Here is a 20,129-nt window from a genome sequence, read left to right as displayed (position 1 = left end):
TAATGTAAAGAATTTATGTTTACGAAGATTTTCGGTACAGTCCGTTTTGAACCGATCTTAATAGCTGAAAAGCATGTTCTCCGGCAAGCTGCATAAACGTCTCCAGCATTTCATCACGTTTGATATCCAACTCTATAATTTCTTTTGCCAGTGAGACCGCTTTTTCTTCCTCCATGATTATCCTTCCTCCTCATTTATTCGTTACATAAAGGATAAAACGCGCTTGGATGTTACGCATTATTCTTGTTAATTTTTCTTCCGTATTTTTTCAATAATCTTCTATTTCATGTTAGAAAATATGACAAGCGTCAGGTTTTTTCTCTTTGTTTTTTATATACTATTATCAAAAGACATCCAGGGGTGGAAAAATGACCACAGAAGATCATTCTTATAAAGACAAAAAAGTGATTTCAATCGGGATTGTCAGTGAATTGACAGGATTGTCCGTAAGACAGATCAGGTACTATGAGGAACGGAAGCTCATTTATCCGCAGCGGTCTTCAAGGGGAACGAGAAAATATTCTTTCGCCGATGTGGAGCGGCTGATGGATATCGCCAATAAGCGTGAAGACGGCGTACAGACGGCAGAGATTTTAAAGGATATGCGCAAAAAAGAGCAGATGGTAAAAAACGATCCGCAAGTGCGAAAAAAAATGCTGGAGGGGCAGCTTAATGCTCACTTTCGGTACAAAAACCGTTAAATGATAAAAGTCCGACTCGCAATTGAGACGGACTTTTTACTTTTATAATGAGTGTATGAATGCAGTGGCAATGCCAAAGTAAATTAATAAAGACAAAATATCGTTTAACGTTGTAATCAGCGGTCCTGAAGCGATCGCCGGGTCTACTTTCAGCTTGTGCAAAATAATAGGGATAATTGTTCCTGACATCGTGCCGATAATTAAAGTAAAGAGCAGTGAAGAGGCGACAACAAATCCCAGAAGCGCGTTCCCCTGCCATAAGATGGCGATAATCGCAATCAGAACAGAACAAACCGCTCCGATATAAATACTTGTTCTGAACTCCCTGAGGATCAGGCGTACAATCGTTTTTTTGTTCATTTCTTCTTTAGACAAACCTCTGATGACAACCGCGAGAGATTGTGTTCCCGTATTTCCTGTCATCCCTGACACCATCGGCATGAAAAACGCCAGCGCGACAACCTGCTGCAGCGCATCTTCAAAATAACTGATAATGCTTCCTGAAATCAGTCCGATAAACAAGAGTAAAATCAGCCATGGCAGACGCCGGTATGCCGCCACGTAAGCCTTTGTGTCAAAGGTGATGTCTTTACCGGAAGCGGCAAATTTTTCGTAATCCTCATCAGCTTCCCGAATGACGACATCGATAATATCATCGACCGTTACAATGCCGACAAGCACGTTGTTTTCCTCAACTACCGGAATCGCCAAGAAATCGTAACGTTCAATCAGGCGGGCAACTTCTTCCTGATCTTGGAGAGCGCCTGCTGAGATGACGCGGGTAAACATTAAATCCTGCACCTTTTCTTCAGGTTCGCCTAGAATCAAATCGCGGTAGGAAAGTACGCCCACCAGCTGTTTGCTTTCATTGATGACATATAAGTAGTTGATCGATTCAGCTATTTCAGCAAAGCTTTTCAGTTTGACGACTGCGTCTTTTACCGTATAATGCTGAGGAATCCACACATAGCGATTTGTCATCATGCGCCCCGCTGAGTCAGCCGGATAATTCATCAAAAGCTGTACAGCCTTAGACTCTGATGCTTCCATGCTGGACAATAGCTGTTCCTTCAGTTCTTCGTCCATTTCTTCAAGCAATTGAGCGAGGTCATCGTTGTCCATTTTGTTCATCGCTAGTGTTGCTCTAGTTTTTCCGACTTTATTTAAGACGGCAAGCTGAAATTCACGTTCCAGCTCCCCGATCATATCAGTGATATCATCTACAGTTAAATAAGATAAATAGCGGGCGCGGTGTTTTTCCGGCATTTCTTTAAAAATAAATGCCATATCATAGGGCTGAAGCTCATCAATAACGCTTCTGAAATCCCTGATTTTCCCGTCTCGCAATAAAATAATGATGCGTAAAATGAGTTCGTCATAGGTCATGTTTTGAACCATCGGGACTCGTACCTCCTCTACGGAGACGTGCCGGCCTCGCCTGAAGGTGCGGCAGATCGTCTCCTCATCGTGTAATCAGTTGCCTTGCTGTCATAGTATATGGGTACTTCTTCAGATTGACTCGAATGGGGAGAATCCATACTCCGCACCTCCTTTGGTAAAATTCGTTTTAAAGGCATAAAAAAAGCCTTCGGGATTGAAGGAGAAAGAAGCACGGCAAAAAAGCGTGCGGGCGCCTTCAATCGTAGAGCTTTAGCACTGTATGGCATAGGATCAATCATCCAGCTGCGTTAAAAATCACCTTATGTCGATGATTTCTGTTGACCCATTGGCGTCTTTGGACATTTTTGGGCAGCAGCGTATCTCCATACAGGAGCCTCACCTAACGAAGTTCCTAATTGAATTGACACACTGAGATTACAGAAAAAAACAAGCTGTGTCAACTCAAAAAAGTAATAAATGCGCTTTCATCACAAATACGGAACAAAACAAGGGCCTAAGCCCTTATTCTGTTGTTTGCGTCTCATCATCTTCTGAGAGCAAATGATACGTTTCATGAAGAAATAAGGCGTACTCTCCTTCCTTCGTCGGATGAGGGACATATTCAGCCTGATTGATGTATTGCTCCTCTTTCTTTTCCATGCGTTCGCCTCCTTTTCTATTTAGATTGTCCAAAAGAAGGTTTCTTATCATGAAAAAACCCCGCTGCTGCGGGGTTTTGATTAGTCGTCTATCTCCTGCTTAATGATATGTCCATCCTTTGCGGAAATCTCAAATTCCGCCTCAGTTCCTTGTTTCGTTTTGATCTCAATTTCATAGTTGTAAGCACCGTCGTCTTCGTCAAGCTTGCTTTCTGTTACGGTTCCATCTGTTTGCTTTAAGGCAATCTCTTCAGCCTCTTCTTTTGTTATGGCAACTTGTTCTGCTTTCTCTTTTAACGGGTCATTGAGCGCTTGTTTTGTATTGATATCTACATAAACGTCGTAGTCTTCACCGTCTTTTTGGATCTCGACTTCATAGACTTCTTTGCCGTTGTAAATGTCTCTGTCGATATCATCCACCGTGCCGTCAACAACCGTTTTGGCAATCGATTCTGCTTCCTGTTCAGTGAGTGCACCAGTCTTGGACGAAGCAGTCTGTGTGTTTTCATTGTTTTCTTTCGCAAACGCGTTGTAGCTGAATCCGCCGGCCGCTAAACAGCCTGCTAATAGGCCAACCATCCATCTTTTCTTTAGCATATGTGATTCCTCCTTTGTTTTGTATGAGTACAGTTTACACACTCAACATGAAAGGAAAACGAGAGAAAGATGAGAATTTGATGAGAAACCGTCAGTCTTCATACACAATGTTTGCAACTTTTCCGGTGTAGGCATTGATTTTCACTGTCGCTTCCTTATCATCCGGAAGATCAACATCCACTTCAAAGATGAGAGTGCCCTCATTTTCTTCGAGATCTGCGTCATCCGCTGTACCGCCCGTTTCTCGCTCTGCAATGGTTTTGGCTTCTTTTTTCGTAATCGGTGTTTTTTGTTGATCTTCACTGCTGATCTGATCAGCCGACACGACTGCTTTTGCCTGCATATCTACCTTCACTTCGTATGTTTTTCCGTCTTCTTTTTGTATGGTATATGTGGCAACACGATTCTGTTGTGTTTGTTTTTTGACGGTTCCCGGCACCCGCTCAAGCGCGAGATGCTCGGCTTCTTTTTCTGTCATGGCAGATGGATTCATCGCTTTTACTCTGTTTATCGAAAGAATATCAGCCGATTTTGCGTCAGCTTTTATAAAATAAGTTCCCTTTGGATTTTCAAGGGTCATATCATATGTTCTTTTATTCTTTGATTGCGTTACTTTCGTGACCTCGCCTTCATAGGAGGCTTCGATTTTTTTTACGACAGCCTCCTTTGACAGGACGTCCTCGTGGGTTTGCCGAATGATGAGAACCGCACAGATGATGACGGCTAAAACCGCTGCTGCCGCAGCAGATACTGCTTTTATTGTTTTGTTCATCGGCCTCCCCCATTCTGTTCTCTGAATTGCATGGTGACAGCTGTTCCTTGGTCCGGCTTGCTTTTGACAGACAGCTCAATGCCGTGCTCATCGGCGATTTGCTTGGCAATGGAAAGGCCTAAACCCGTCCCGCCTGTTTTTCTGTTTCGTGCCTCATCCGCCCGGTAGAACCGTTCGAACAAGTGCGGGATATGCTCCTCAGGTATTCCGATGCCTTCATCCCTTACTGACAGAAACGGCCGTCCATTCCTCGTTCCGGCTGTCATTACAATGGCTTTTTCACTATACTTTATGGCATTATCGAGCAAAATGGTCAGCAGCTGCTTGATGCGTTCTTCATCAGCTGTTACAAGCAGGCTCTCCCTATCTGTTACAAGCAAAATCTCACGGTGATAGACGGGCTGGAGCGTTTGCATAACGGCGCGTGACACTTCAATCAGATCGATTGTTTTCACGTCAAGCTCAAGTCCTTTATGGCTTTTGGCAAGCGCCAGCAGCTGGTTGGTCAGTTTTTTCATATGCACCGCTTCTGAATGAATGGCTTCAATCGATTCCTCAAGCACTTCCGGCTTTTTTGCCCCCCACCGCTTCATTAGGCTGCTGTAGCTTTCTATAATCGTGAGCGGGGTTTTCAATTCATGTGAAGCGTCTTGAACGAATTGCTGCTGTTTATCGTAGTGCTCTTTCAGCATCATCGCCATCTCATTAAATGTCAGCCCCATCTGATATAACTCGTCGTGCGACTGTCCTTCCAAGGAAATCGTTTTGAATGCTTTCTCCCGCTGTATATCTTTCATTGTCATCATTAATCGTCTGATCGGATTAATGATACGGCGGGCGAGCAAGCTGCCGGCAAAAAAAGAAGCGATACAGACAGCAGCACTTGCAGCGATTAAGATGATTTTCAAAAGAAACAGACTCTCCTCTGTGTTCTCGAGCCTTTCAACCAGCTGAAGAGATACCACTTGCCCATCGGTCCAAATAACCGGAACAGCGGCTTCAGCAAACAGTTTGCCGTCATGTTTCCTTACATCTGCCGTTTCCCCGCTGTGAAATGAAAGAGGAAAATCTTTAAACTCTTTTTCTTTTGTAATGGTCATGACGGCTTTTTGATCACCATTCACTACACGGACCATGCCGTTTGCCGGAAGATAGGCCTGCAGCATGTCCTGCAAAGCCACTCCTTCTGTTTCAGCAGCATGCAGCGCTTCAGCAATGTTATCCGTCTCATCTGCAAGCCGGGCTGCATCCTTTGATGTCAGCGCGGATGAAAAAATGAGATAGACTGCGGTATGGACCAAAATTAATAAAACCAGCAGCGATATTGATGTGTACAGATGAATCTTGGTCTTCAGCTTCATCGTTTACCCCTTAATGGCATAGCCGACCCCGCGAACAGTATGGATCAGCTGTTTTTCGTAAGGATAGTCCAGTTTTTTTCTGATGTATCTTATGTACACGTCCACGACATTTGTATCACCAATGTAATCAAATCCCCATACCGAGTTTAAAATCTGCTCCCGTGTCAGCACTTGCTGCGGATGTTTCAGCATATAGACGAGCAAATCAAATTCCCGCGGCGTTAATTCCACCTCTTTGTTTCCCCGTCTCACTTCACGGGTTTTTTCGTTCACCCGCAAGTCGTCATATGTAAGAAAGGTGCCGATATCTTCTGTTTTTGGTCCATTTTGGCGCAGCGCCGCCCTGATTCTCGCAAGCAATTCCTCAATTTCAAACGGCTTTGTGACATAGTCGTTCGCACCGATGTCCAGCCCTGTTACCTTATCAGGAATACTGTCGCGCGCCGTTAATAAAATGACAGGTGTCTGCTGATCCGTTTTTCTCAAGCGGCGGAGTACCTCCAGGCCGCTAAGCCCCGGAAGCATGACATCAAGAAGCACCAAAGAATACCCGCCTTCCGCGGCCGCATTCAGCCCTTCTGTGCCATCTTGTTTGATGATGACGCTGTATCCTTCATATTCCAATTCAAGCTGAAGCACCCTGGCGATTTTTTCTTCATCTTCCACAATTAATATGTGCCCTTTTTCCAAAATCGATCATCCTCTCCTGTCCAAATATGAAAAAAATGATTTCATTGTTTACAAAATGATTCTTATCATCTATTATGATGTCAAAATAAAAAATTGTATACGGAAAGCACTAGGGGTGCTGTTTTGGCTGAGATAAAGCGCGCAAAAACGCGCTTTGATCCCTTATGACCCGATCTGGATAATACCAGCGTGGGGAAGTGCAGGTTGACCGAATGGTGTATTTTTTTGTGCGCTTAATCGATCTATGACTGCATATTCCCTTAGGATATGCAGTTTTTTATTTTACCAAAAAAACAGGAGGTCGGAGAAATGGATCATATTTGCGGTACAAGCAGAATCGCTGGTTTTCGCTTCTCTTTATACCCGATGACAGATGATTTTATCAGTGTGATCAAGTCTGCGCTGAAAAAAACCGACACATCTAAGGTTTGGACGAAAACCGACCATATCAGCACAGTCTTGCGCGGATCGATTGATCATGTATTCGATGCTGCCAAAGCCATTTATCTTTATGCGGCGAACAGCGAAAAACACATCGTCATGAACGGCACGTTTTCCATCGGGTGCCCGGGCGATACCCAAGGAGATACATATCTTTCCGCAGACGGCAAGCGTGTCAATGAAGATGCTGTCGGAAGCCTGAACGCGGAAGCACCATGCCAATTTGCGCTTTACCCGATGAATGAGCCGGATTATATGGGTTTGATCATCGAAGCTGTCGACATTGCGAAAGCAGAAGGCACCTTCGTACAGGGAGCCCATTACGCGAGCGAGCTTGACGGGGACGCGCATGACGTATTCAGAACACTGGAAGCCGTTTTCCGCATGGCTGAACAGCAAACAAACCACGTAACCATGACTGTGAATGTCTCGGCTAACAGTCCATCAAGAAAAAACAGAAAGCAGGGATAAAATGAAAAGCTGGAAAGTAAAAGAAATTGTCATCATGTCCGTTATCAGTATCGTTTTTGCCGTTGTTTATTTATTATTCACGCATTTTGGAAACGTACTTGCCGGTATGTTCGGTCCAATCGCTTATGAACCGATTTACGGCATTTGGTTTATCGTTTCTGTCATCGCCGCGTACATTATTCGAAAACCGGGTGCGGCGCTTGTTTCTGAAATCATTGCCGCTCTCGTTGAATGCCTGCTGGGAAATCCATCTGGCCCAATGGTCATCGTCATCGGCATTGTTCAAGGTCTCGGGGCTGAAGCTGTATTTCTCGCGACACGCTGGAAAGCATACTCTCTGCCTGTACTTTTGCTGGCAGGAATGGGATCTTCAGTAGCCAGCTTTATCTATGATCTCTTTGTTTCTGGCTATGCAGCGTATTCACCTGGTTATCTTCTCATTTCGCTTGTCATCCGTCTGATTTCCGGCGCGCTTCTTGCGGGGCTCCTCGGAAAAGCTGTCAGCGACTCTCTCGCTTATACGGGTGTGTTAAACGGAATGGCACTCGGAAAGGAACTGAAAAAGAAACGAAAACAGGTATCAGACAATGCAAGCCTTTGATGAGCTCCTAACGGTTGACCAGCTCAGCTTCACTTATGAAGAAGACGAGAAACCGGTTTTTCAAAACATTTCGTTTGAGCTTCAAAAAGGAGAATGCGCTTTATTACTAGGGCCGAGCGGGTGCGGAAAAAGCTCGCTCGCCCTATGTTTAAACGGTCTTTACCCGGAGGCTTGCGACGGCATACAGTCCGGACATGTTTTTTTATGTCAGAAGCCGGTCACAGACCCTGAAACCTCCGAAACGATTGCTCAGCATGTCGGAGTCGTTTTTCAAGATCCTGATCAGCAGTTTTGCATGCTGACGGTGGAGGACGAAATCGCTTTCGGGCTGGAAAATCTGCAGATTCCGAAAAAAGAGATGACAGAAAAAATTGATGCGGTTTTAGAAAAATTACGCATTACTTCTTTAAAAGAAAAAACGATATCCACTCTGTCAGGAGGACAAAAGCAGAAAGTCGCTCTCGCCTGTATTTTGGCGATGGAGCCTGAGCTTATTATGTTGGATGAGCCAACTTCTCTGTTAGATCCTTATTCAGCGCGGGAATTCGTTCACATGATGAAAGACCTTCAGAGGGAAAAAGGCTTCAGCCTCCTCGTCATTGAGCACCAGCTTGATGAATGGGCGCCTTGGATTGAGAGGACAATTGTGCTGGACAAAGCAGGAAAAAAAGCGCTGGACGGCCGGACAGAAGATCTATTTCAGCACGAAGCGGAGACCCTAAAGGAACTAGGCATCGCGATTCCAAAAGTGTGCGGCCTGCAGGAAAAACTCAGTATGCCGTTTACTCTATCAAAAGAAACGCTGTTTAAAGAACCTTTTCCTGCCGGGCATGCTGAAAAGAAGAAAGCTCCTTCTGGGGAAAGTGTGCTGGAAGTCAGCAGCCTTTCATTCGCAAGAGGGCAGCAGACGATTTTCAAAGACATCAGCTTTTCATTGCGCGAAGGCTCTTTAACGGCGCTTGTCGGCCCGAACGGCACCGGAAAATCGACGCTCTTATCCGTCCTCGCCCGTCTGATGAAGCCGAAAAGCGGAAAGATTCTTCTATATGATAAGCCGCTGCAATCGTATAAAGAAAATGAACTGCGAAAACGAATGGGATTTGTTTTTCAAAACCCGGAGCATCAGTTTGTCACCGATACAGTATATGACGAGCTGCTGTTCGGCCAGAAAGCAGATGCTGAAACCGAGAAAAAAGCGCAGCACCTGCTGCATCGTTTCGGTCTTGCACATTTAGCTGATCATCATCCGTTTGCAATCAGCCAAGGACAAAAACGGCGCCTGAGCGTCGCTACCATGCTCATGCATGACGTAAAGGTTTTATTATTAGACGAACCAACCTTTGGCCAGGACGCCCGCACGGCGGCTGAATGCATGGATATGATTCAGCGTATCAAGGCAGAAGGAACCGCTGTCCTTATGATTACACACGATATGGAGCTAGTCTCTTCGTATGCCGACAGCGTGCTTGTGCTTCACGATACGGGCCTGGCCTTTGACGGATCTCCAGCGCAGTTATTTTCTCAGGAAACAAGGCTTGTCAAAAACGCAAAGCTTACCCTTCCCCTTCTATATGAATGGATGGCATATCAAGAGGAGGTGCGTGATGATGCAGCCGTTACATCTCATTAATCCGACAGTGAAAGCAGCGGCGGTTTTTTGCTGTGTTGTCATGCTGTCGTTTATTTACAATCCCTACACCCCTGCGTGTTTTTATATCATCATCGTGGCGAGTGTCCTATTAGCAGCCAGAATCCCATTGAAAAAATGGTTTTTGTTTACGATTCCGTTTTTGATTTTGGCATTCGGATGCGTATGGACAGCCGCTGTTTTTGGAAAGGTTCCGACAACCCCGGATAATTTCTTGTTTCAAGCCGGCCCTTTTTCGATCAACAGTGGCAATGTGTCTGTCGGCATCTCTCTCGGGTTTCGTATTTTATGCTTTTCCGCCTTATCGATGATGTTTGTTTTTACGACCGATCCGATTTTATTTATGCTGAGCCTTGTCCAGCAGTGCAAGCTTTCACCAAAGCTCGCATATGGCGTCATTGCAGGCTTTCGTTTTCTTCCGTTGTTAAAGGACGAGGTCCAGCTGATCCAGCAGGCTCATAAAATCAGAGGAGGAGCGGCGGAGAACGGCTTCAAAGAGAAAATCAGCGCGCTAAAGCGGTATACCATCCCGCTTTTGGCAAGTGCCATCAGAAAAGCGGAACGGACGGCGCTTGCGATGGAATCGAAAGGTTTTACAGGAAGCAGAAATCGGACATATTACCGGACGCTGACCGTAAACCGCCGCGACTGGCTGTTCTTTTGCCTCGTTCTCTTGTTATTCGCAGGATCTTTTCTCGTATCTAAATATTTTGCCTCATAAAAAGCCGCTATTGTCGATAGCGGCTTTTTTTCTTATTGATGATAGTTTAATGCCTGGGCAAGATTGGTTTTAATTATAATGTTCGAAAAATCAATCCCAAGCTGTACAGCGGTTTGCGCGATTTCAGGCCTGATTCCTGACAGGGTTGACCTGACACCGATTAAATTGAGCGCTTCAATTAATTTAAAGATTTGGTGCGCCACCATCGTATCAACCACCACAACACCTGACAGATCGATTAACAGATGCTCCACGCGTCTTTTGGCACAAGCATGAAGCGTGTTTTCCAGAATAAACTTTGCCCGTTCGGTATCAATGTCACCGACAAGCGGAAGCAGAGCTGTTGATTTGCTCAGGGTAATGACAGGCGAGCTTAATTCCAATATCATTTCTCTCTGGGCGTTTAATTGCTGTTTGGCATTCGTTTCAGCGTGATCGACAAATGTATAAATGGTAAAATCAAAGACTCTTACAATCAAATCGGCCCATTTTTGTTTCTCTCCCGGTTCAAACGCCGACTCGTTTTCTTCTGCGAACTTCTCAAAATACTTCGTATATAATTTCCGATTTCTCATAAACTCCCGAATGACGTACTGAACCGGAGTGTCGAGATGCTTTTGATCATTTGTCAGCTCAATGACCCACTCTTGAAATTCTTCGAGAAATTGTTTTTCAGGTAAAACATACATGTAATTCAGATGCCGGTAAAATTCCCTGTCCTGCTCTTTCAATTCTTCCGTTACAGATGCATTATGTAAGGCGTAAAGCGAATTCGGATCACTTTCCTCCATCGTTTCAATCCATTCCTCGGCCATTTGTTCCACATGCTCTGAAAAAAACGCATATAATTTTTCATTCAGTTTCATCACACTGCTCCTTTCCCCAACACTATTATAACTTGACTGACAGCTGAATCCCAGTCAGACACGCTGAAACCATCCAATATTTTGAAAATTACTAATTCTTTGGGTTGTATCCCATTTTTTCAAAATGCTTCAAATGGCTCTGTCCGAGAGGTTGTTTTTTTCATATAATATGAGGCAACACCCTTGAATCCACTTGAAAGCATAAAAAAGGAGGGCTTTTTTATGAATGGTGAAATCCGCTTGATCCCGTATGTGACGAATGAGCAGATCATGGATGTAAACGAGCTTCCTGAGGGCATTAAAGTGATTAAGGCGCCAGAAATGTGGGCAAAAGGGGTAAAAGGCAAAGATGTAAAAATTGCTGTATTGGACACTGGCTGCGACGCAAGCCATCCTGATTTAAAAAACCAAATCATCGGCGGAAAGAACTTCACGGATGATGACGGCGGCAAGGAAGATGCGATTTCCGACTACAACGGACACGGCACACACGTCGCCGGAACAATTGCAGCTAATGATTCAAGCGGCGGCATTGCCGGAGTCGCGCCTGAGGCAAGCCTATTGATTGTGAAGGTTCTTGGCGGTGAAAACGGCAGCGGACAATACGAATGGATTATTAACGGCATTAACTACGCTGTGGAACAAAAAGTCGATATCATCTCAATGTCTCTTGGCGGACCGAGCGATGTGCCAGAGCTTGAAGAAGCAGTGAAAAACGCCGTAAAAAATGGAGTGCTTGTCGTTTGCGCAGCGGGAAATGAAGGTGACGGCGACGAACGTACAGAGGAGCTTTCCTACCCTGCGGCTTATAATGATGTGATCGCGGTTGGTTCTGTTTCCGTAGCTCGAGAATCGTCAGAATTTTCTAACGCAAATAAAGAAATTGATCTCGTTGCACCGGGAGAAAATATATTATCCACCCTCCCTAACAAGAAATACGGTAAGCTGACCGGCACTTCAATGGCTGCCCCTCATGTCAGCGGAGCACTTGCTTTAATTAAAAGCTTTGAAGAAGAATCGTTTCAAAGAGATCTAACTGAACCTGAGGTTTATGCGCAGCTGGTCCGCAGGACACTCCCGCTTGATATCGCAAAAACACTGGCAGGTAATGGATTCCTTTATTTAACTGCTCCTGATGAGCTGGCAGAAAAAGCAGAGCAATCACATTTGATGACCCTATAAAATTATTTTTCTCATATAATTTATGTCGTAATTTGTAAATAAAATTTCAAATTCTATGTTGACAACGAATTTGAATTACTGTTAAGATTACCAACAAATGATTCAACTTTTCAAAAAATTAATAACATTTTCTCTTATCGAGAGTTGGGCGAGGGATTGGCCTTTTGACCCCAACAGCAACCGACCGTAATTCCATTGTGAAATGGGGCGCACTGCTTTTCGCGCCGAGACTGATGTCTCATAAGGCACGGTGCTAATTCCATCAGATTGTGTCTGAGAGATGAGAGAGGCAGTGTTTTACGCAGAAAAGCCTCTTTCTCTCATGGGAAAGAGGCTTTTTATTGTGAGAAAACCTCTTAGCAGCCTGTATCCGCGGGTTAACGAGAGTGTTTTACATATAAAGGAGGAGAAACAATGACAACCATCAAAACATCAAATTTAGGATTTCCGAGAATCGGACTGAACAGAGAATGGAAAAAAGCACTTGAAGCGTATTGGAAAGGCAGCACTGATAAAGATACGTTTTTAAAGCAAATCGACGAACTATTTTTATCCGCAGTAAAAACACAAATTGACCAGCAGATTGATGTTGTGCCTGTTTCTGATTTCACACAGTATGACCATGTACTCGACACAGCAGTCAGCTTCAACTGGATTCCGAAACGGTTCAGACATTTGACTGACGCTACCGATACATACTTCGCTATCGCCCGCGGAATTAAAGACGCTGTATCTAGTGAAATGACAAAATGGTTTAATACCAATTACCATTACATCGTTCCGGAATATGACGAAAGCATTGAGTTCCGCCTGACAAGAAACAAACAGCTCGAAGATTATCGCCGGATCAAACAGGAATACGGCGTTGAAACAAAACCTGTGATTGTCGGCCCTTATACGTTCGTTACGCTTGCCAAAGGCTATGAGCCGGCTGAAGCTAAAGCAATCCAAAAACGCCTTGTGCCGTTATATGTACAGCTTTTGAAAGAGCTTGAAGAAGAAGGCGTAAAATGGGTTCAAATCGATGAGCCGGCGCTCGTTACCGCCTCTGCCGAAGATGTCCGCGGCGCAAAAGAATTATTTGAAAACATTACAAGCGAGCTTACCTCCTTGAATGTGCTTTTGCAGACGTATTTTGATTCTGTGGATGCTTATGAAGAGCTAATCTCTTACCCGGTACAGGGAATTGGCCTTGATTTCGTTCACGATAAAGGCAGAAACCTGGAACAGCTAAAAACACACGGCTTCCCAACAGACAAAGTGCTGGCAGCCGGTGTAATCGACGGACGCAACATTTGGAAAGCAGATCTTGAAGAACGTCTCGATGCCGTTCTCGATATTCTCAGCATTGCAAAAGTTGATGAACTGTGGATTCAGCCTTCCAGCAGCCTGCTGCACGTTCCTGTAGCAAAACACCCTGACGAGCATTTGGAAAAGGATCTGCTGGACGGATTATCCTACGCAAAAGAAAAACTAGCCGAGCTGACAGCTTTGAAAGAAGGCTTAGTTTCAGGAAAAGCGGCGATCAGCGAACAAATTCAGCAGGCTAAAACTGATATTCAGGCGCTCAAACAGTTTGCAACAGGCGCGAATTCTGAACAGAAGAAAGAGCTTGAGCAATTAGCCGATAAAGACTTCAAGCGCCCGATTCCGTTTGAAGAACGTTTAGCCCTGCAAAATAAATCTCTCGGCCTTCCGCTTTTGCCGACGACAACGATCGGGAGCTTCCCGCAGTCTGCTGAAGTGCGGAGCGCACGCCAAAAATGGCGGAAAAATGAGTGGTCTGATGAACAGTATCAAAACTTTATCAATGCAGAAACAAAAAGATGGATTGATATTCAGGAAGAATTGGAACTTGATGTCCTTGTTCACGGTGAATTTGAACGGACCGACATGGTCGAATACTTCGGTGAGAAGCTGGCCGGCTTTGCCTTCACAAAATACGCTTGGGTTCAATCATACGGCTCACGCTGTGTCCGCCCGCCAGTCATTTACGGAGATGTTGAATTTATTGAACCGATGACAGTAAAAGATACTGTGTATGCACAGTCATTGACTTCAAAGCATGTGAAAGGAATGCTGACGGGCCCTGTTACGATCTTAAACTGGTCTTTCCCTCGAAACGACATTTCGAGAAAAGAAATCGCCTTCCAAATTGGGCTTGCTCTTCGCAAAGAAGTAAAAGCGCTTGAAGACGCAGGCATTCAAATCATTCAAGTCGATGAACCGGCGCTGCGTGAAGGTCTTCCATTAAAAACCCAAGATTGGGATGAATATTTGACTTGGGCGGCAGAAGCATTCAGATTAACCACTTCTTCCGTGAAAAACGAGACGCAAATTCATACGCATATGTGCTACAGCAACTTTGAAGACATCGTCGATACGATTAATGATCTTGACGCGGATGTTATTACGATCGAGCACAGCAGAAGCCACGGAGGATTTTTGGATTACTTAAGAGAACATCCGTATCTGAAGGGTCTAGGCCTTGGTGTATATGACATTCACAGCCCACGTGTGCCGTCAACTGAAGAAATGTACAACATTATCGTTGATGCGCTTGCCGTCTGTCCGACTGACCGCTTCTGGGTAAATCCAGACTGCGGATTGAAAACAAGACAGCAGGAAGAAACGGTTGCAGCATTGAAAAACATGGTTGAAGCCGCAAAACAGGCAAGAGCTCAGCAGACACAGCTTGTATAAATATAGAAACCATCTGCCTTTGGCAGATGGTTTTTTCTATTAAAAAGCGGGAATCGGTTTTCGATGCTCCCCATCCCCTTCTTTTACTATTTTGGCTGCTCCATTTTCATCAAATTCCACAAGGCTCAATGAAGTATCATGTATGTAAGCAGAATTCCATATGTCATTAATGCGTCTTCCCTTTATGATATTTAACAGCATTAATATAAAGACGGAATGGGTAACCAAGAGAACATTACCGGAAGAATGGCTGTCTAAAATCGTTTGGAGAGCCAGCCTTACCCGGCTTTCAAGGTCAAAAAACGTTTCACATCCCGGCTGGCGATAAGCTGCGGGATGATGAAAATAAGCATGAAAAAGATCAGGTTCGTCTCTTTCAATATCCTCTTGTTTTTTTCCTTCCCATGAGCCCAGTGACATTTCTCTGAATATATGATCTTTAACCAGCGGGGGCCGGCGCGATCCCAGTATGGTTTTTGCCGTCTCTTCTGTCCGCTTGCTCGGGCTGATGTAAACCTGATTCAATTCAATATCTTTCAGACGCTTCCCAAGAGCGCGGGCGTTGTACAGTCCAAGTTCTGTTAAATCAGAATCCAGCCAGCCCTGCATCCGTTTTTCCACATTCCATTGAGTCTGTCCGTGCCTAGCAATATATAAATGCAGCATGATCACCCCTCCTCTTTTCTCCTCTTATCTTAGCAAATCCCCCAAATATTTTGTTTACTTTTCACTTTTTTGAGAATGTTCTTTGCACTTCTTTTCGGCTATACTTATAACACTCAATTGACAGGAGGGTTTAGGATGAATCATGAAAAGTTCTTAAAACGGGCTGTCGATCTTGCTCGTGAAGGAGTGAATGCGGGAGTTGGCGGGCCTTTCGGAGCCGTTATCGTGAAAGACGGAGCTATTATAGCCGAAGGGCAGAACAACGTCACAACAAGCAATGACCCGACTGCCCATGCAGAAGTGACGGCTATTCGAAACGCCTGCCGGGCACTTGACTCCTATCAGCTTGATGATTGCATTTTATATGCGAGCTGCGAGCCGTGTCCCATGTGCTTAGGCGCCATCTACTGGGCCAGGCCGAAAGCCGTTTACTATGCAGCGGAGCACACAGATGCTGCTGAAGCCGGATTTGATGATTCATTCATATATGAAGAAATTGATAAACCGGCAGAAAAAAGAAACATACCTTTTTATCAGGTGACCCTGAAGGAGCATTTATCTCCATTCCAGGCATGGCGGGATTTTGCCAATAAGAAAGAATATTAAAAGGATCAGGCATGTGCGGCCTGATCCTTTGTTAATTCGGTGAGAAGCCGCTGTGCCCGTGCGCACTTCGGATTGACTTTCAGCGCTTTTTGCAAATACAAAACAGCGGTCATATGCTGATGCAATTCAGCATGGCAGACACCGAGCCAGCAGCTTGATCTAAAATCAGCTGCTCCTTTCACCTGTACGTACTGAAGATTTTCACTATCGATTTGCAGGCAAGCTTCGAACGCTGTGATCGCTTCTCTTACTTTTTTAGACTGATACATAATAATCCCTTTATAATAGTGAAGCGTGCAGTAATCGGGATAATGCCCCAGCGCTTCATTGATATCCCGTTCCGCTTCTTCGTACCGTTCTGCGTCAATCAATAATTTATACTTTAAATAATAGAAAGCAGGCGGCGGAATTTGCTGTTTTCTTTTACATTTATTAATACAATCCATTGCCAGCCGGAAGGCTTTATCATGTTCGTTTCCTCTGTCATACTCAGCTGCTTTCTGATAAATGAGAGACGGGTCAGCACAGGATGTCAGCAATTCCGTATCCAATAAGTTCATGTTGCGTTGATGCTTTTGCTGTGCCTCCTGCTCTAAATAACCGTAATGGTGAATGATACATGGAAGCGAGAAAGGGCTGCTTGCCTCTCTTCCCTCTGGTCTTTCCCCAATACTTCCCGTAAACCTTATGTTTTGCTGATTGCGGATCAGCCTGATCTGCCTTTGTTCAAACGCTTCATTTTCATTCCATTGCTTCCCGGTGTAGTTCACGACCTTCACGCAACCGAGAGACGGCAGGCTGTCAGTCAGCAGCGAAGGCAATAGGCTGCCCGTATCCGAGTCTAGTTCTTCGTCGGCATCCAAGATCAAGATCCACTCTCCCTTGGCATGCTGTAAACTGGCATTTCTCGCCTTTGAAAAATCCTGTTCCCATTTATGATGATAAACTTGGGCATGAAAGCTTTTGCAAATGTCTTCCGTACGATCGTTCGAACCGGTATCAACCACAATGATTTCATCAGCAATACGCTGCACACTCTCCAAACAGCGTGCGATATGGCGTTCTTCATTCTTCACAATCATACAAACTGACAGCTTTGGTCTTTTCATGTGCTCACCTTTTCTCTAGTCTGAATTCACCTATACTACATGTATTCACACTTCGAAAAGATCATGCCCGCTCCGCGTGCTTCCGCACAAAAAAACATCCTGAGAACCCTCAGGATGCCGGTCATTATTTTAATTCTAATTTTACATCAATATTTCCTCTGGTTGCCTTCGAATAAGGGCAGAATTCATGAGCAGCATTGACAAGCTCTTGTGCCTTGTCCCGATCCAAATCTTTGGTGTTCACAACAAGTGTGACGCCGATTTTAAACCCGTCGTCGCTCTCATCCTTCATGAGGCTGACCTGCCCTTCAATTTCGGAATCGATTTTAATATTTTGCTCTTTGGCCACGTGTTCGAGCGCGCCGCCGAAGCATGCAGCGTATCCTGCCGCAAAGAGCTGTTCCGGGTTTGTTCCGGTTTGTCCTTCTTTTTTTGCATTAGGCATCACAATATCAAAATCAAGAACGCCGTCATCTGATGTAATATGTCCGGCCCGTCCGCCGCGTGCGGTTGCTTTTGCTGTAAATAGTGCCATTTTTTCCAGCCTCCTTGTTTGTATCTAGTTGTTATATTTCCCTTTCTGATCTTTTTAAACATGCTATGTTTGCCGAGAATAGGAAAAATGATGTTTTTCAGATACAATAGAATGGAATGTCAGAAAGAGTTGGTGAACAAGATGGAAAATGAATTTGACCATATGAAGTTGGAGAATCAGCTTTGTTTTTTGCTATATGCGAGTTCGCGGGAAATGACAAAGCAATACAAGCCGCTGCTTGAAAAGCTGAATGTGACGTACCCTCAATATTTGGCTTTGCTTTTGTTATGGGAACACGAAACGCTTACTGTTAAAAAAATGGGCGAGCTGCTGTATTTAGATTCAGGGACGCTCACTCCGATGCTAAAACGAATGGAACAGCAAGGTTTGATTACGAGAAAAAGATCTGAAGAGGATGAGCGGTCCGTATTGATCAGCCTGACAGAGAACGGGGAGTCATTAAAAGAAAAAGCGGCTGACATACCAAGGACGATCTTGGGGCTCTCAAAGCAGTCCGGAGAGGACCTGAAACAGTTAAAATCCGCTCTATATACATTGCTGGAAACGCTTCATCAAAAAAGTTGAGGATGCCTTATACGAGGCATCCTCTTAATATTTTATTCAGCTACTTCCAGCGTAACATCGATATTTCCGGAGGTTGCTTTTGAATACGGGCAAACGCCGTGCGCTTTTTGCACAAGTGCCTGTAATTCTGATGCACTGACTCCTTTCCCTTTCACCTGCAGCGTCACACCTAATTTATAGCCTTGATCTTCTTCATCCTTTAACAGGCTGACATGCGCTGTAACCTCTGTCTCTACTTTCACTCGTTCTGTTCTTGCTACCAGCTGCAGTGCGCTGTCAAAGCAGGCTGCGTAACCTGCTGCAAACAGCTGCTCCGGATTTGTCGCTTTTTCTAATTTCTTTGCTCTCGGTGTTCCCGGCATTGCGACATCGAGTTCGAGAACGCGATCTGATGATATCACCTTTCCTTCTCTTCCTCCTACCGCTGATACTGATGCTGTAAATAATGGCTGACTCATGTTTCATTCCCCCTAAATATATTTTATACAATTAAATTGTACACAATCTAATTTGCAGTGTCAATTTTTTGGCGCATAAAAAAGCTTATCCCTTTACGAGATAAGCTTTTCATCGAACATTGTCCCGCTATTCGCGGATTTGCCCAGTTCCTTTAATGATGTATTTTGTAGAAGTCAGTGCAGGAAGCCCCATTGGCCCTCTTGCATGAAGCTTTTGCGTGCTGATGCCGATTTCGGCTCCGTAGCCGAATTCAAAGCCGTCGGTAAAACGGGTTGATGCGTTATGATAGACCGCAGCAGCATCGACAGCGGTTTGAAAATAAGCCGCGTGCTTGTCATCTTCAGTTAAAATCGCTTCAGAATGATTGGTGCCGTATTGTTGAATATGCTTCACAGCTTCTTGGACGTTCTCAACCGTCTTTACGCTGAGGACAGGCGCTAAAAATTCTGTTTCCCAATCTTCCTCTGACGCTTGTTTGCTTGAAGGATGAAGTTCACATACAAATTCATCTCCGCGAATTTCAACTCCCGCGTTTTCCAGCTGGGCAAGCAATTCTTTCCCGTGCTGCTTCGCCCACACTTTGTGAATCAGCAATGATTCAATTGCATTACACACGGAAGGGCGCTGCGTTTTGGCGTTTACCACAACCTTTTCAGCCATTTGCGGTTTGGCCGTTTCGTCAATGAAAATGTGGCAGTTTCCTGCTCCGGTTTCTAACACAGGCACTGTTGATTCTCTCACGACGAGATCAATCAGCTTTTTGCCTCCACGCGGGATTAATACGTCAAGACCGTCGTTCAGCGTAAAGAGTTCTTTCGCTGTTTCCCTGCTTGTATCCTCAATCAGCTGTATGGCGTTAATTGGAAGCGATGACTGCTCAAGCGCTCTGTAAATCACGCTGACGAGTGCTTTGTTGCTGTGAATGGCAGAGGAGCTTCCCCGCAGAACAACCGCGTTACCCGTCTTTAAGCAGAGGGTTGCCGCGTCGACTGTAACGTTCGGTCTCGCTTCATAGATCATTCCGACAACACCTAGCGGAACACGGATTTTTTCGATAAACAGTCCGTTCTCTTTTTCAATCGTTTCAAGAGATTCACCGACCGGGTCTGCCAAATCAATTAAAAGCTCTACTGCATCCGCTATATCACGAATGCGTTTCTCATCAAGTGTCAGGCGATCAATGATATCAGGTGTTAAGCCATTGTTCGTTCCGTTCTCAATATCTTTGGCGTTTTCCATTAAGAGAAAATCTATTTCTTTTCGGAGCCCGTTTGCGATGAGGCTGAGCGCCTCATTTTTTTCAGCCGTTGTTTTCATGATCAGTTCAGCTGCTGCTTCGTTTGCCAGCTTCGCTTTTACAGAAACTTCACTCATTT

Annotated in this window: 23 protein-coding genes and 3 riboswitches; of the genes, 9 read left to right on the top strand and 14 right to left on the bottom strand. The window is 44.8% G+C overall.

What is annotated here, in order from left to right; genetic code table 11:
• Positions 1-19: 19 nt before the first annotated feature.
• On the bottom strand, positions 20-175 hold the full coding sequence (locus tag M1M80_RS07430) for a hypothetical protein (RefSeq protein WP_003218545.1): 156 nt from the start codon (positions 173-175) through the stop codon (positions 20-22).
• 193 nt (positions 176-368) lie between these two features.
• Here M1M80_RS07430 and M1M80_RS07425 point away from each other — a divergent pair, with 193 nt between their 5' ends.
• Positions 369-701, top strand: a complete 333-nt coding sequence (locus M1M80_RS07425; protein ID WP_003239028.1) for a MerR family transcriptional regulator — start codon at positions 369-371, stop codon at positions 699-701.
• A 42-nt stretch (positions 702-743) separates the two neighbouring features.
• On the opposite strand, the gene mgtE is transcribed toward M1M80_RS07425, so the two are convergent.
• The 7 genes from mgtE to ykoG form a co-directional block, all read right to left on the bottom strand.
• Entirely contained in the window at positions 744-2,099 is a 1,356-nt protein-coding gene (gene mgtE / locus M1M80_RS07420; protein ID WP_003239029.1) for a magnesium transporter, read from the bottom strand.
• Positions 2,100-2,116: 17 nt separating this feature from the next.
• Positions 2,117-2,239, bottom strand: a complete 123-nt coding sequence (locus M1M80_RS21535) for a hypothetical protein (protein ID WP_003239030.1) — start codon at positions 2,237-2,239, stop codon at positions 2,117-2,119.
• A gap of 90 nt (positions 2,240-2,329) precedes the next feature.
• A riboswitch (M-box (ykoK) riboswitch) is annotated at positions 2,330-2,496 on the bottom strand.
• Positions 2,497-2,603: 107 nt separating this feature from the next.
• Positions 2,604-2,741 (bottom strand): transcriptional regulator SplA domain-containing protein, encoded by a 138-nt coding sequence (locus tag M1M80_RS07415; protein WP_003218541.1) that lies wholly within the window; start codon positions 2,739-2,741, stop codon positions 2,604-2,606.
• A gap of 80 nt (positions 2,742-2,821) precedes the next feature.
• Positions 2,822-3,337 (bottom strand): PepSY domain-containing protein, encoded by a 516-nt coding sequence (locus tag M1M80_RS07410; protein WP_060398482.1) that lies wholly within the window; start codon positions 3,335-3,337, stop codon positions 2,822-2,824.
• A gap of 91 nt (positions 3,338-3,428) precedes the next feature.
• The gene (locus M1M80_RS07405; protein ID WP_060398481.1) at positions 3,429-4,109 is read right to left on the bottom strand and encodes a PepSY domain-containing protein; all 681 of its coding nucleotides are present in this window, start codon (positions 4,107-4,109) and stop codon (positions 3,429-3,431) included.
• Complete coding sequence (gene ykoH, locus M1M80_RS07400) at positions 4,106-5,470, bottom strand: two-component system sensor histidine kinase YkoH (protein WP_060398480.1); 1,365 nt, start codon at positions 5,468-5,470, stop codon at positions 4,106-4,108. The genes M1M80_RS07405 and ykoH overlap by 4 nt, the downstream gene beginning before the upstream one ends.
• A 3-nt stretch (positions 5,471-5,473) precedes the next feature.
• Entirely contained in the window at positions 5,474-6,160 is a 687-nt protein-coding gene (gene ykoG / locus M1M80_RS07395) for a two-component system response regulator YkoG (protein ID WP_060398479.1), read from the bottom strand.
• 101 nt (positions 6,161-6,261) lie between these two features.
• Positions 6,262-6,373: riboswitch (TPP riboswitch) on the top strand.
• 96 nt (positions 6,374-6,469) lie between these two features.
• On the opposite strand from ykoG, the gene M1M80_RS07390 reads away from it, so the two are divergent.
• Genes M1M80_RS07390 through thiX form a run of 4 tightly spaced genes read left to right on the top strand, consistent with a single transcriptional unit; the run spans position 6,470 to position 10,042 of the window.
• Complete coding sequence (locus tag M1M80_RS07390; RefSeq protein ID WP_060398478.1) at positions 6,470-7,072, top strand: YkoF family thiamine-binding protein; 603 nt, start codon at positions 6,470-6,472, stop codon at positions 7,070-7,072.
• A 1-nt stretch (position 7,073) separates the two neighbouring features.
• Positions 7,074-7,673: an ECF transporter S component gene (locus tag M1M80_RS07385; RefSeq protein WP_003239038.1), complete on the top strand. Its 600-nt coding sequence runs from the start codon at positions 7,074-7,076 to the stop codon at positions 7,671-7,673.
• The gene (locus M1M80_RS07380) at positions 7,660-9,303 is read left to right on the top strand and encodes an ABC transporter ATP-binding protein (RefSeq protein WP_060398477.1); all 1,644 of its coding nucleotides are present in this window, start codon (positions 7,660-7,662) and stop codon (positions 9,301-9,303) included. The genes M1M80_RS07385 and M1M80_RS07380 overlap by 14 nt, the downstream gene beginning before the upstream one ends.
• Entirely contained in the window at positions 9,278-10,042 is a 765-nt protein-coding gene (thiX, locus tag M1M80_RS07375) for an HMP/thiamine ABC transporter permease ThiX (RefSeq protein ID WP_060398476.1), read from the top strand. The genes M1M80_RS07380 and thiX overlap by 26 nt, the downstream gene beginning before the upstream one ends.
• Positions 10,043-10,074: 32 nt before the next feature.
• Here thiX and rsbRB read toward each other — a convergent pair whose 3' ends face one another.
• On the bottom strand, positions 10,075-10,908 hold the full coding sequence (gene rsbRB / locus M1M80_RS07370) for an RsbT co-antagonist RsbRB (RefSeq protein WP_060398475.1): 834 nt from the start codon (positions 10,906-10,908) through the stop codon (positions 10,075-10,077).
• A 222-nt stretch (positions 10,909-11,130) separates the two neighbouring features.
• On the opposite strand from rsbRB, the gene isp reads away from it, so the two are divergent.
• Positions 11,131-12,090 carry a serine protease Isp gene (isp, locus tag M1M80_RS07365; RefSeq protein WP_003239048.1) on the top strand — a complete coding sequence of 320 codons (960 nt, stop codon included), beginning with the start codon at positions 11,131-11,133 and terminating at the stop codon, positions 12,088-12,090.
• Between the two features lie 131 nt (positions 12,091-12,221).
• Positions 12,222-12,377, top strand: a riboswitch (SAM riboswitch).
• Positions 12,378-12,504: 127 nt separating this feature from the next.
• Complete coding sequence (gene metE / locus M1M80_RS07360) at positions 12,505-14,793, top strand: 5-methyltetrahydropteroyltriglutamate--homocysteine S-methyltransferase (RefSeq protein WP_060398474.1); 2,289 nt, start codon at positions 12,505-12,507, stop codon at positions 14,791-14,793.
• Between the two features lie 39 nt (positions 14,794-14,832).
• Here metE and M1M80_RS07355 read toward each other — a convergent pair whose 3' ends face one another.
• Positions 14,833-15,459: a histidine phosphatase family protein gene (locus tag M1M80_RS07355; RefSeq protein ID WP_019258202.1), complete on the bottom strand. Its 627-nt coding sequence runs from the start codon at positions 15,457-15,459 to the stop codon at positions 14,833-14,835.
• 135 nt (positions 15,460-15,594) lie between these two features.
• On the opposite strand from M1M80_RS07355, the gene guaD reads away from it, so the two are divergent.
• Positions 15,595-16,065, top strand: coding sequence for a guanine deaminase (gene guaD, locus M1M80_RS07350; protein WP_060398473.1), 471 nt, complete (start codon positions 15,595-15,597; stop codon positions 16,063-16,065).
• A gap of 5 nt (positions 16,066-16,070) precedes the next feature.
• Here guaD and M1M80_RS07345 read toward each other — a convergent pair whose 3' ends face one another.
• Together M1M80_RS07345 and ohrB are read right to left on the bottom strand one after the other, a co-directional pair.
• Positions 16,071-17,174, bottom strand: a complete 1,104-nt coding sequence (locus M1M80_RS07345) for a glycosyltransferase family 2 protein (RefSeq protein ID WP_060398472.1) — start codon at positions 17,172-17,174, stop codon at positions 16,071-16,073.
• 124 nt (positions 17,175-17,298) lie between these two features.
• Positions 17,299-17,709, bottom strand: coding sequence for an organic hydroperoxide resistance protein OhrB (ohrB, locus tag M1M80_RS07340; RefSeq protein WP_019258199.1), 411 nt, complete (start codon positions 17,707-17,709; stop codon positions 17,299-17,301).
• A gap of 141 nt (positions 17,710-17,850) precedes the next feature.
• Between ohrB and ohrR the strand changes: the two genes are divergently transcribed.
• Positions 17,851-18,294, top strand: coding sequence for an organic hydroperoxide resistance transcriptional regulator OhrR (gene ohrR, locus M1M80_RS07335; protein ID WP_019258198.1), 444 nt, complete (start codon positions 17,851-17,853; stop codon positions 18,292-18,294).
• Between the two features lie 32 nt (positions 18,295-18,326).
• Here the strand turns inward: ohrR and M1M80_RS07330 are convergent, their stop codons facing one another.
• Entirely contained in the window at positions 18,327-18,752 is a 426-nt protein-coding gene (locus M1M80_RS07330; RefSeq protein WP_003239059.1) for an organic hydroperoxide resistance protein, read from the bottom strand.
• Between the two features lie 127 nt (positions 18,753-18,879).
• Entirely contained in the window at positions 18,880-20,127 is a 1,248-nt protein-coding gene (gene proA, locus M1M80_RS07325; RefSeq protein WP_060398471.1) for a glutamate-5-semialdehyde dehydrogenase, read from the bottom strand.
• Positions 20,128-20,129 lie beyond the last annotated feature (2 nt).

Source organism: Bacillus inaquosorum (assembly GCF_023238325.1).
GTDB lineage: Bacteria > Bacillota > Bacilli > Bacillales > Bacillaceae > Bacillus > Bacillus inaquosorum.
The sequence above is the reverse complement of the archived record's forward strand: the minus strand, read 5'-3'. Positions and strand labels throughout refer to the sequence as shown.

Excerpts from the sequence above, each read along its gene's own strand:
- M1M80_RS07430 (WP_003218545.1), bottom strand. The coding sequence starts at position 175 with ATGGAGGAAGAAAAAGCGGTCTCACTGGCAAAAGAAATTATAGAGTTG.
- M1M80_RS07425 (WP_003239028.1), top strand. The coding sequence starts at position 369 with ATGACCACAGAAGATCATTCTTATAAAGACAAAAAAGTGATTTCAATC.
- mgtE (WP_003239029.1), bottom strand. The coding sequence starts at position 2,099 with ATGGTTCAAAACATGACCTATGACGAACTCATTTTACGCATCATTATT.
- M1M80_RS21535 (WP_003239030.1), bottom strand. The coding sequence starts at position 2,239 with ATGGATTCTCCCCATTCGAGTCAATCTGAAGAAGTACCCATATACTAT.
- M1M80_RS07415 (WP_003218541.1), bottom strand. The coding sequence starts at position 2,741 with ATGGAAAAGAAAGAGGAGCAATACATCAATCAGGCTGAATATGTCCCT.
- M1M80_RS07410 (WP_060398482.1), bottom strand. The coding sequence starts at position 3,337 with ATGCTAAAGAAAAGATGGATGGTTGGCCTATTAGCAGGCTGTTTAGCG.
- M1M80_RS07405 (WP_060398481.1), bottom strand. The coding sequence starts at position 4,109 with ATGAACAAAACAATAAAAGCAGTATCTGCTGCGGCAGCAGCGGTTTTA.
- ykoH (WP_060398480.1), bottom strand. The coding sequence starts at position 5,470 with ATGAAGCTGAAGACCAAGATTCATCTGTACACATCAATATCGCTGCTG.
- M1M80_RS07390 (WP_060398478.1), top strand. The coding sequence starts at position 6,470 with ATGGATCATATTTGCGGTACAAGCAGAATCGCTGGTTTTCGCTTCTCT.
- M1M80_RS07385 (WP_003239038.1), top strand. The coding sequence starts at position 7,074 with ATGAAAAGCTGGAAAGTAAAAGAAATTGTCATCATGTCCGTTATCAGT.
- M1M80_RS07380 (WP_060398477.1), top strand. The coding sequence starts at position 7,660 with ATGCAAGCCTTTGATGAGCTCCTAACGGTTGACCAGCTCAGCTTCACT.
- thiX (WP_060398476.1), top strand. The coding sequence starts at position 9,278 with ATGATGCAGCCGTTACATCTCATTAATCCGACAGTGAAAGCAGCGGCG.
- rsbRB (WP_060398475.1), bottom strand. The coding sequence starts at position 10,908 with ATGAAACTGAATGAAAAATTATATGCGTTTTTTTCAGAGCATGTGGAA.
- isp (WP_003239048.1), top strand. The coding sequence starts at position 11,131 with ATGAATGGTGAAATCCGCTTGATCCCGTATGTGACGAATGAGCAGATC.
- metE (WP_060398474.1), top strand. The coding sequence starts at position 12,505 with ATGACAACCATCAAAACATCAAATTTAGGATTTCCGAGAATCGGACTG.
- M1M80_RS07355 (WP_019258202.1), bottom strand. The coding sequence starts at position 15,459 with ATGCTGCATTTATATATTGCTAGGCACGGACAGACTCAATGGAATGTG.
- guaD (WP_060398473.1), top strand. The coding sequence starts at position 15,595 with ATGAATCATGAAAAGTTCTTAAAACGGGCTGTCGATCTTGCTCGTGAA.
- M1M80_RS07345 (WP_060398472.1), bottom strand. The coding sequence starts at position 17,174 with ATGAAAAGACCAAAGCTGTCAGTTTGTATGATTGTGAAGAATGAAGAA.
- ohrB (WP_019258199.1), bottom strand. The coding sequence starts at position 17,709 with ATGGCACTATTTACAGCAAAAGCAACCGCACGCGGCGGACGGGCCGGA.
- ohrR (WP_019258198.1), top strand. The coding sequence starts at position 17,851 with ATGGAAAATGAATTTGACCATATGAAGTTGGAGAATCAGCTTTGTTTT.
- M1M80_RS07330 (WP_003239059.1), bottom strand. The coding sequence starts at position 18,752 with ATGAGTCAGCCATTATTTACAGCATCAGTATCAGCGGTAGGAGGAAGA.
- proA (WP_060398471.1), bottom strand. The coding sequence starts at position 20,127 with ATGAGTGAAGTTTCTGTAAAAGCGAAGCTGGCAAACGAAGCAGCAGCT.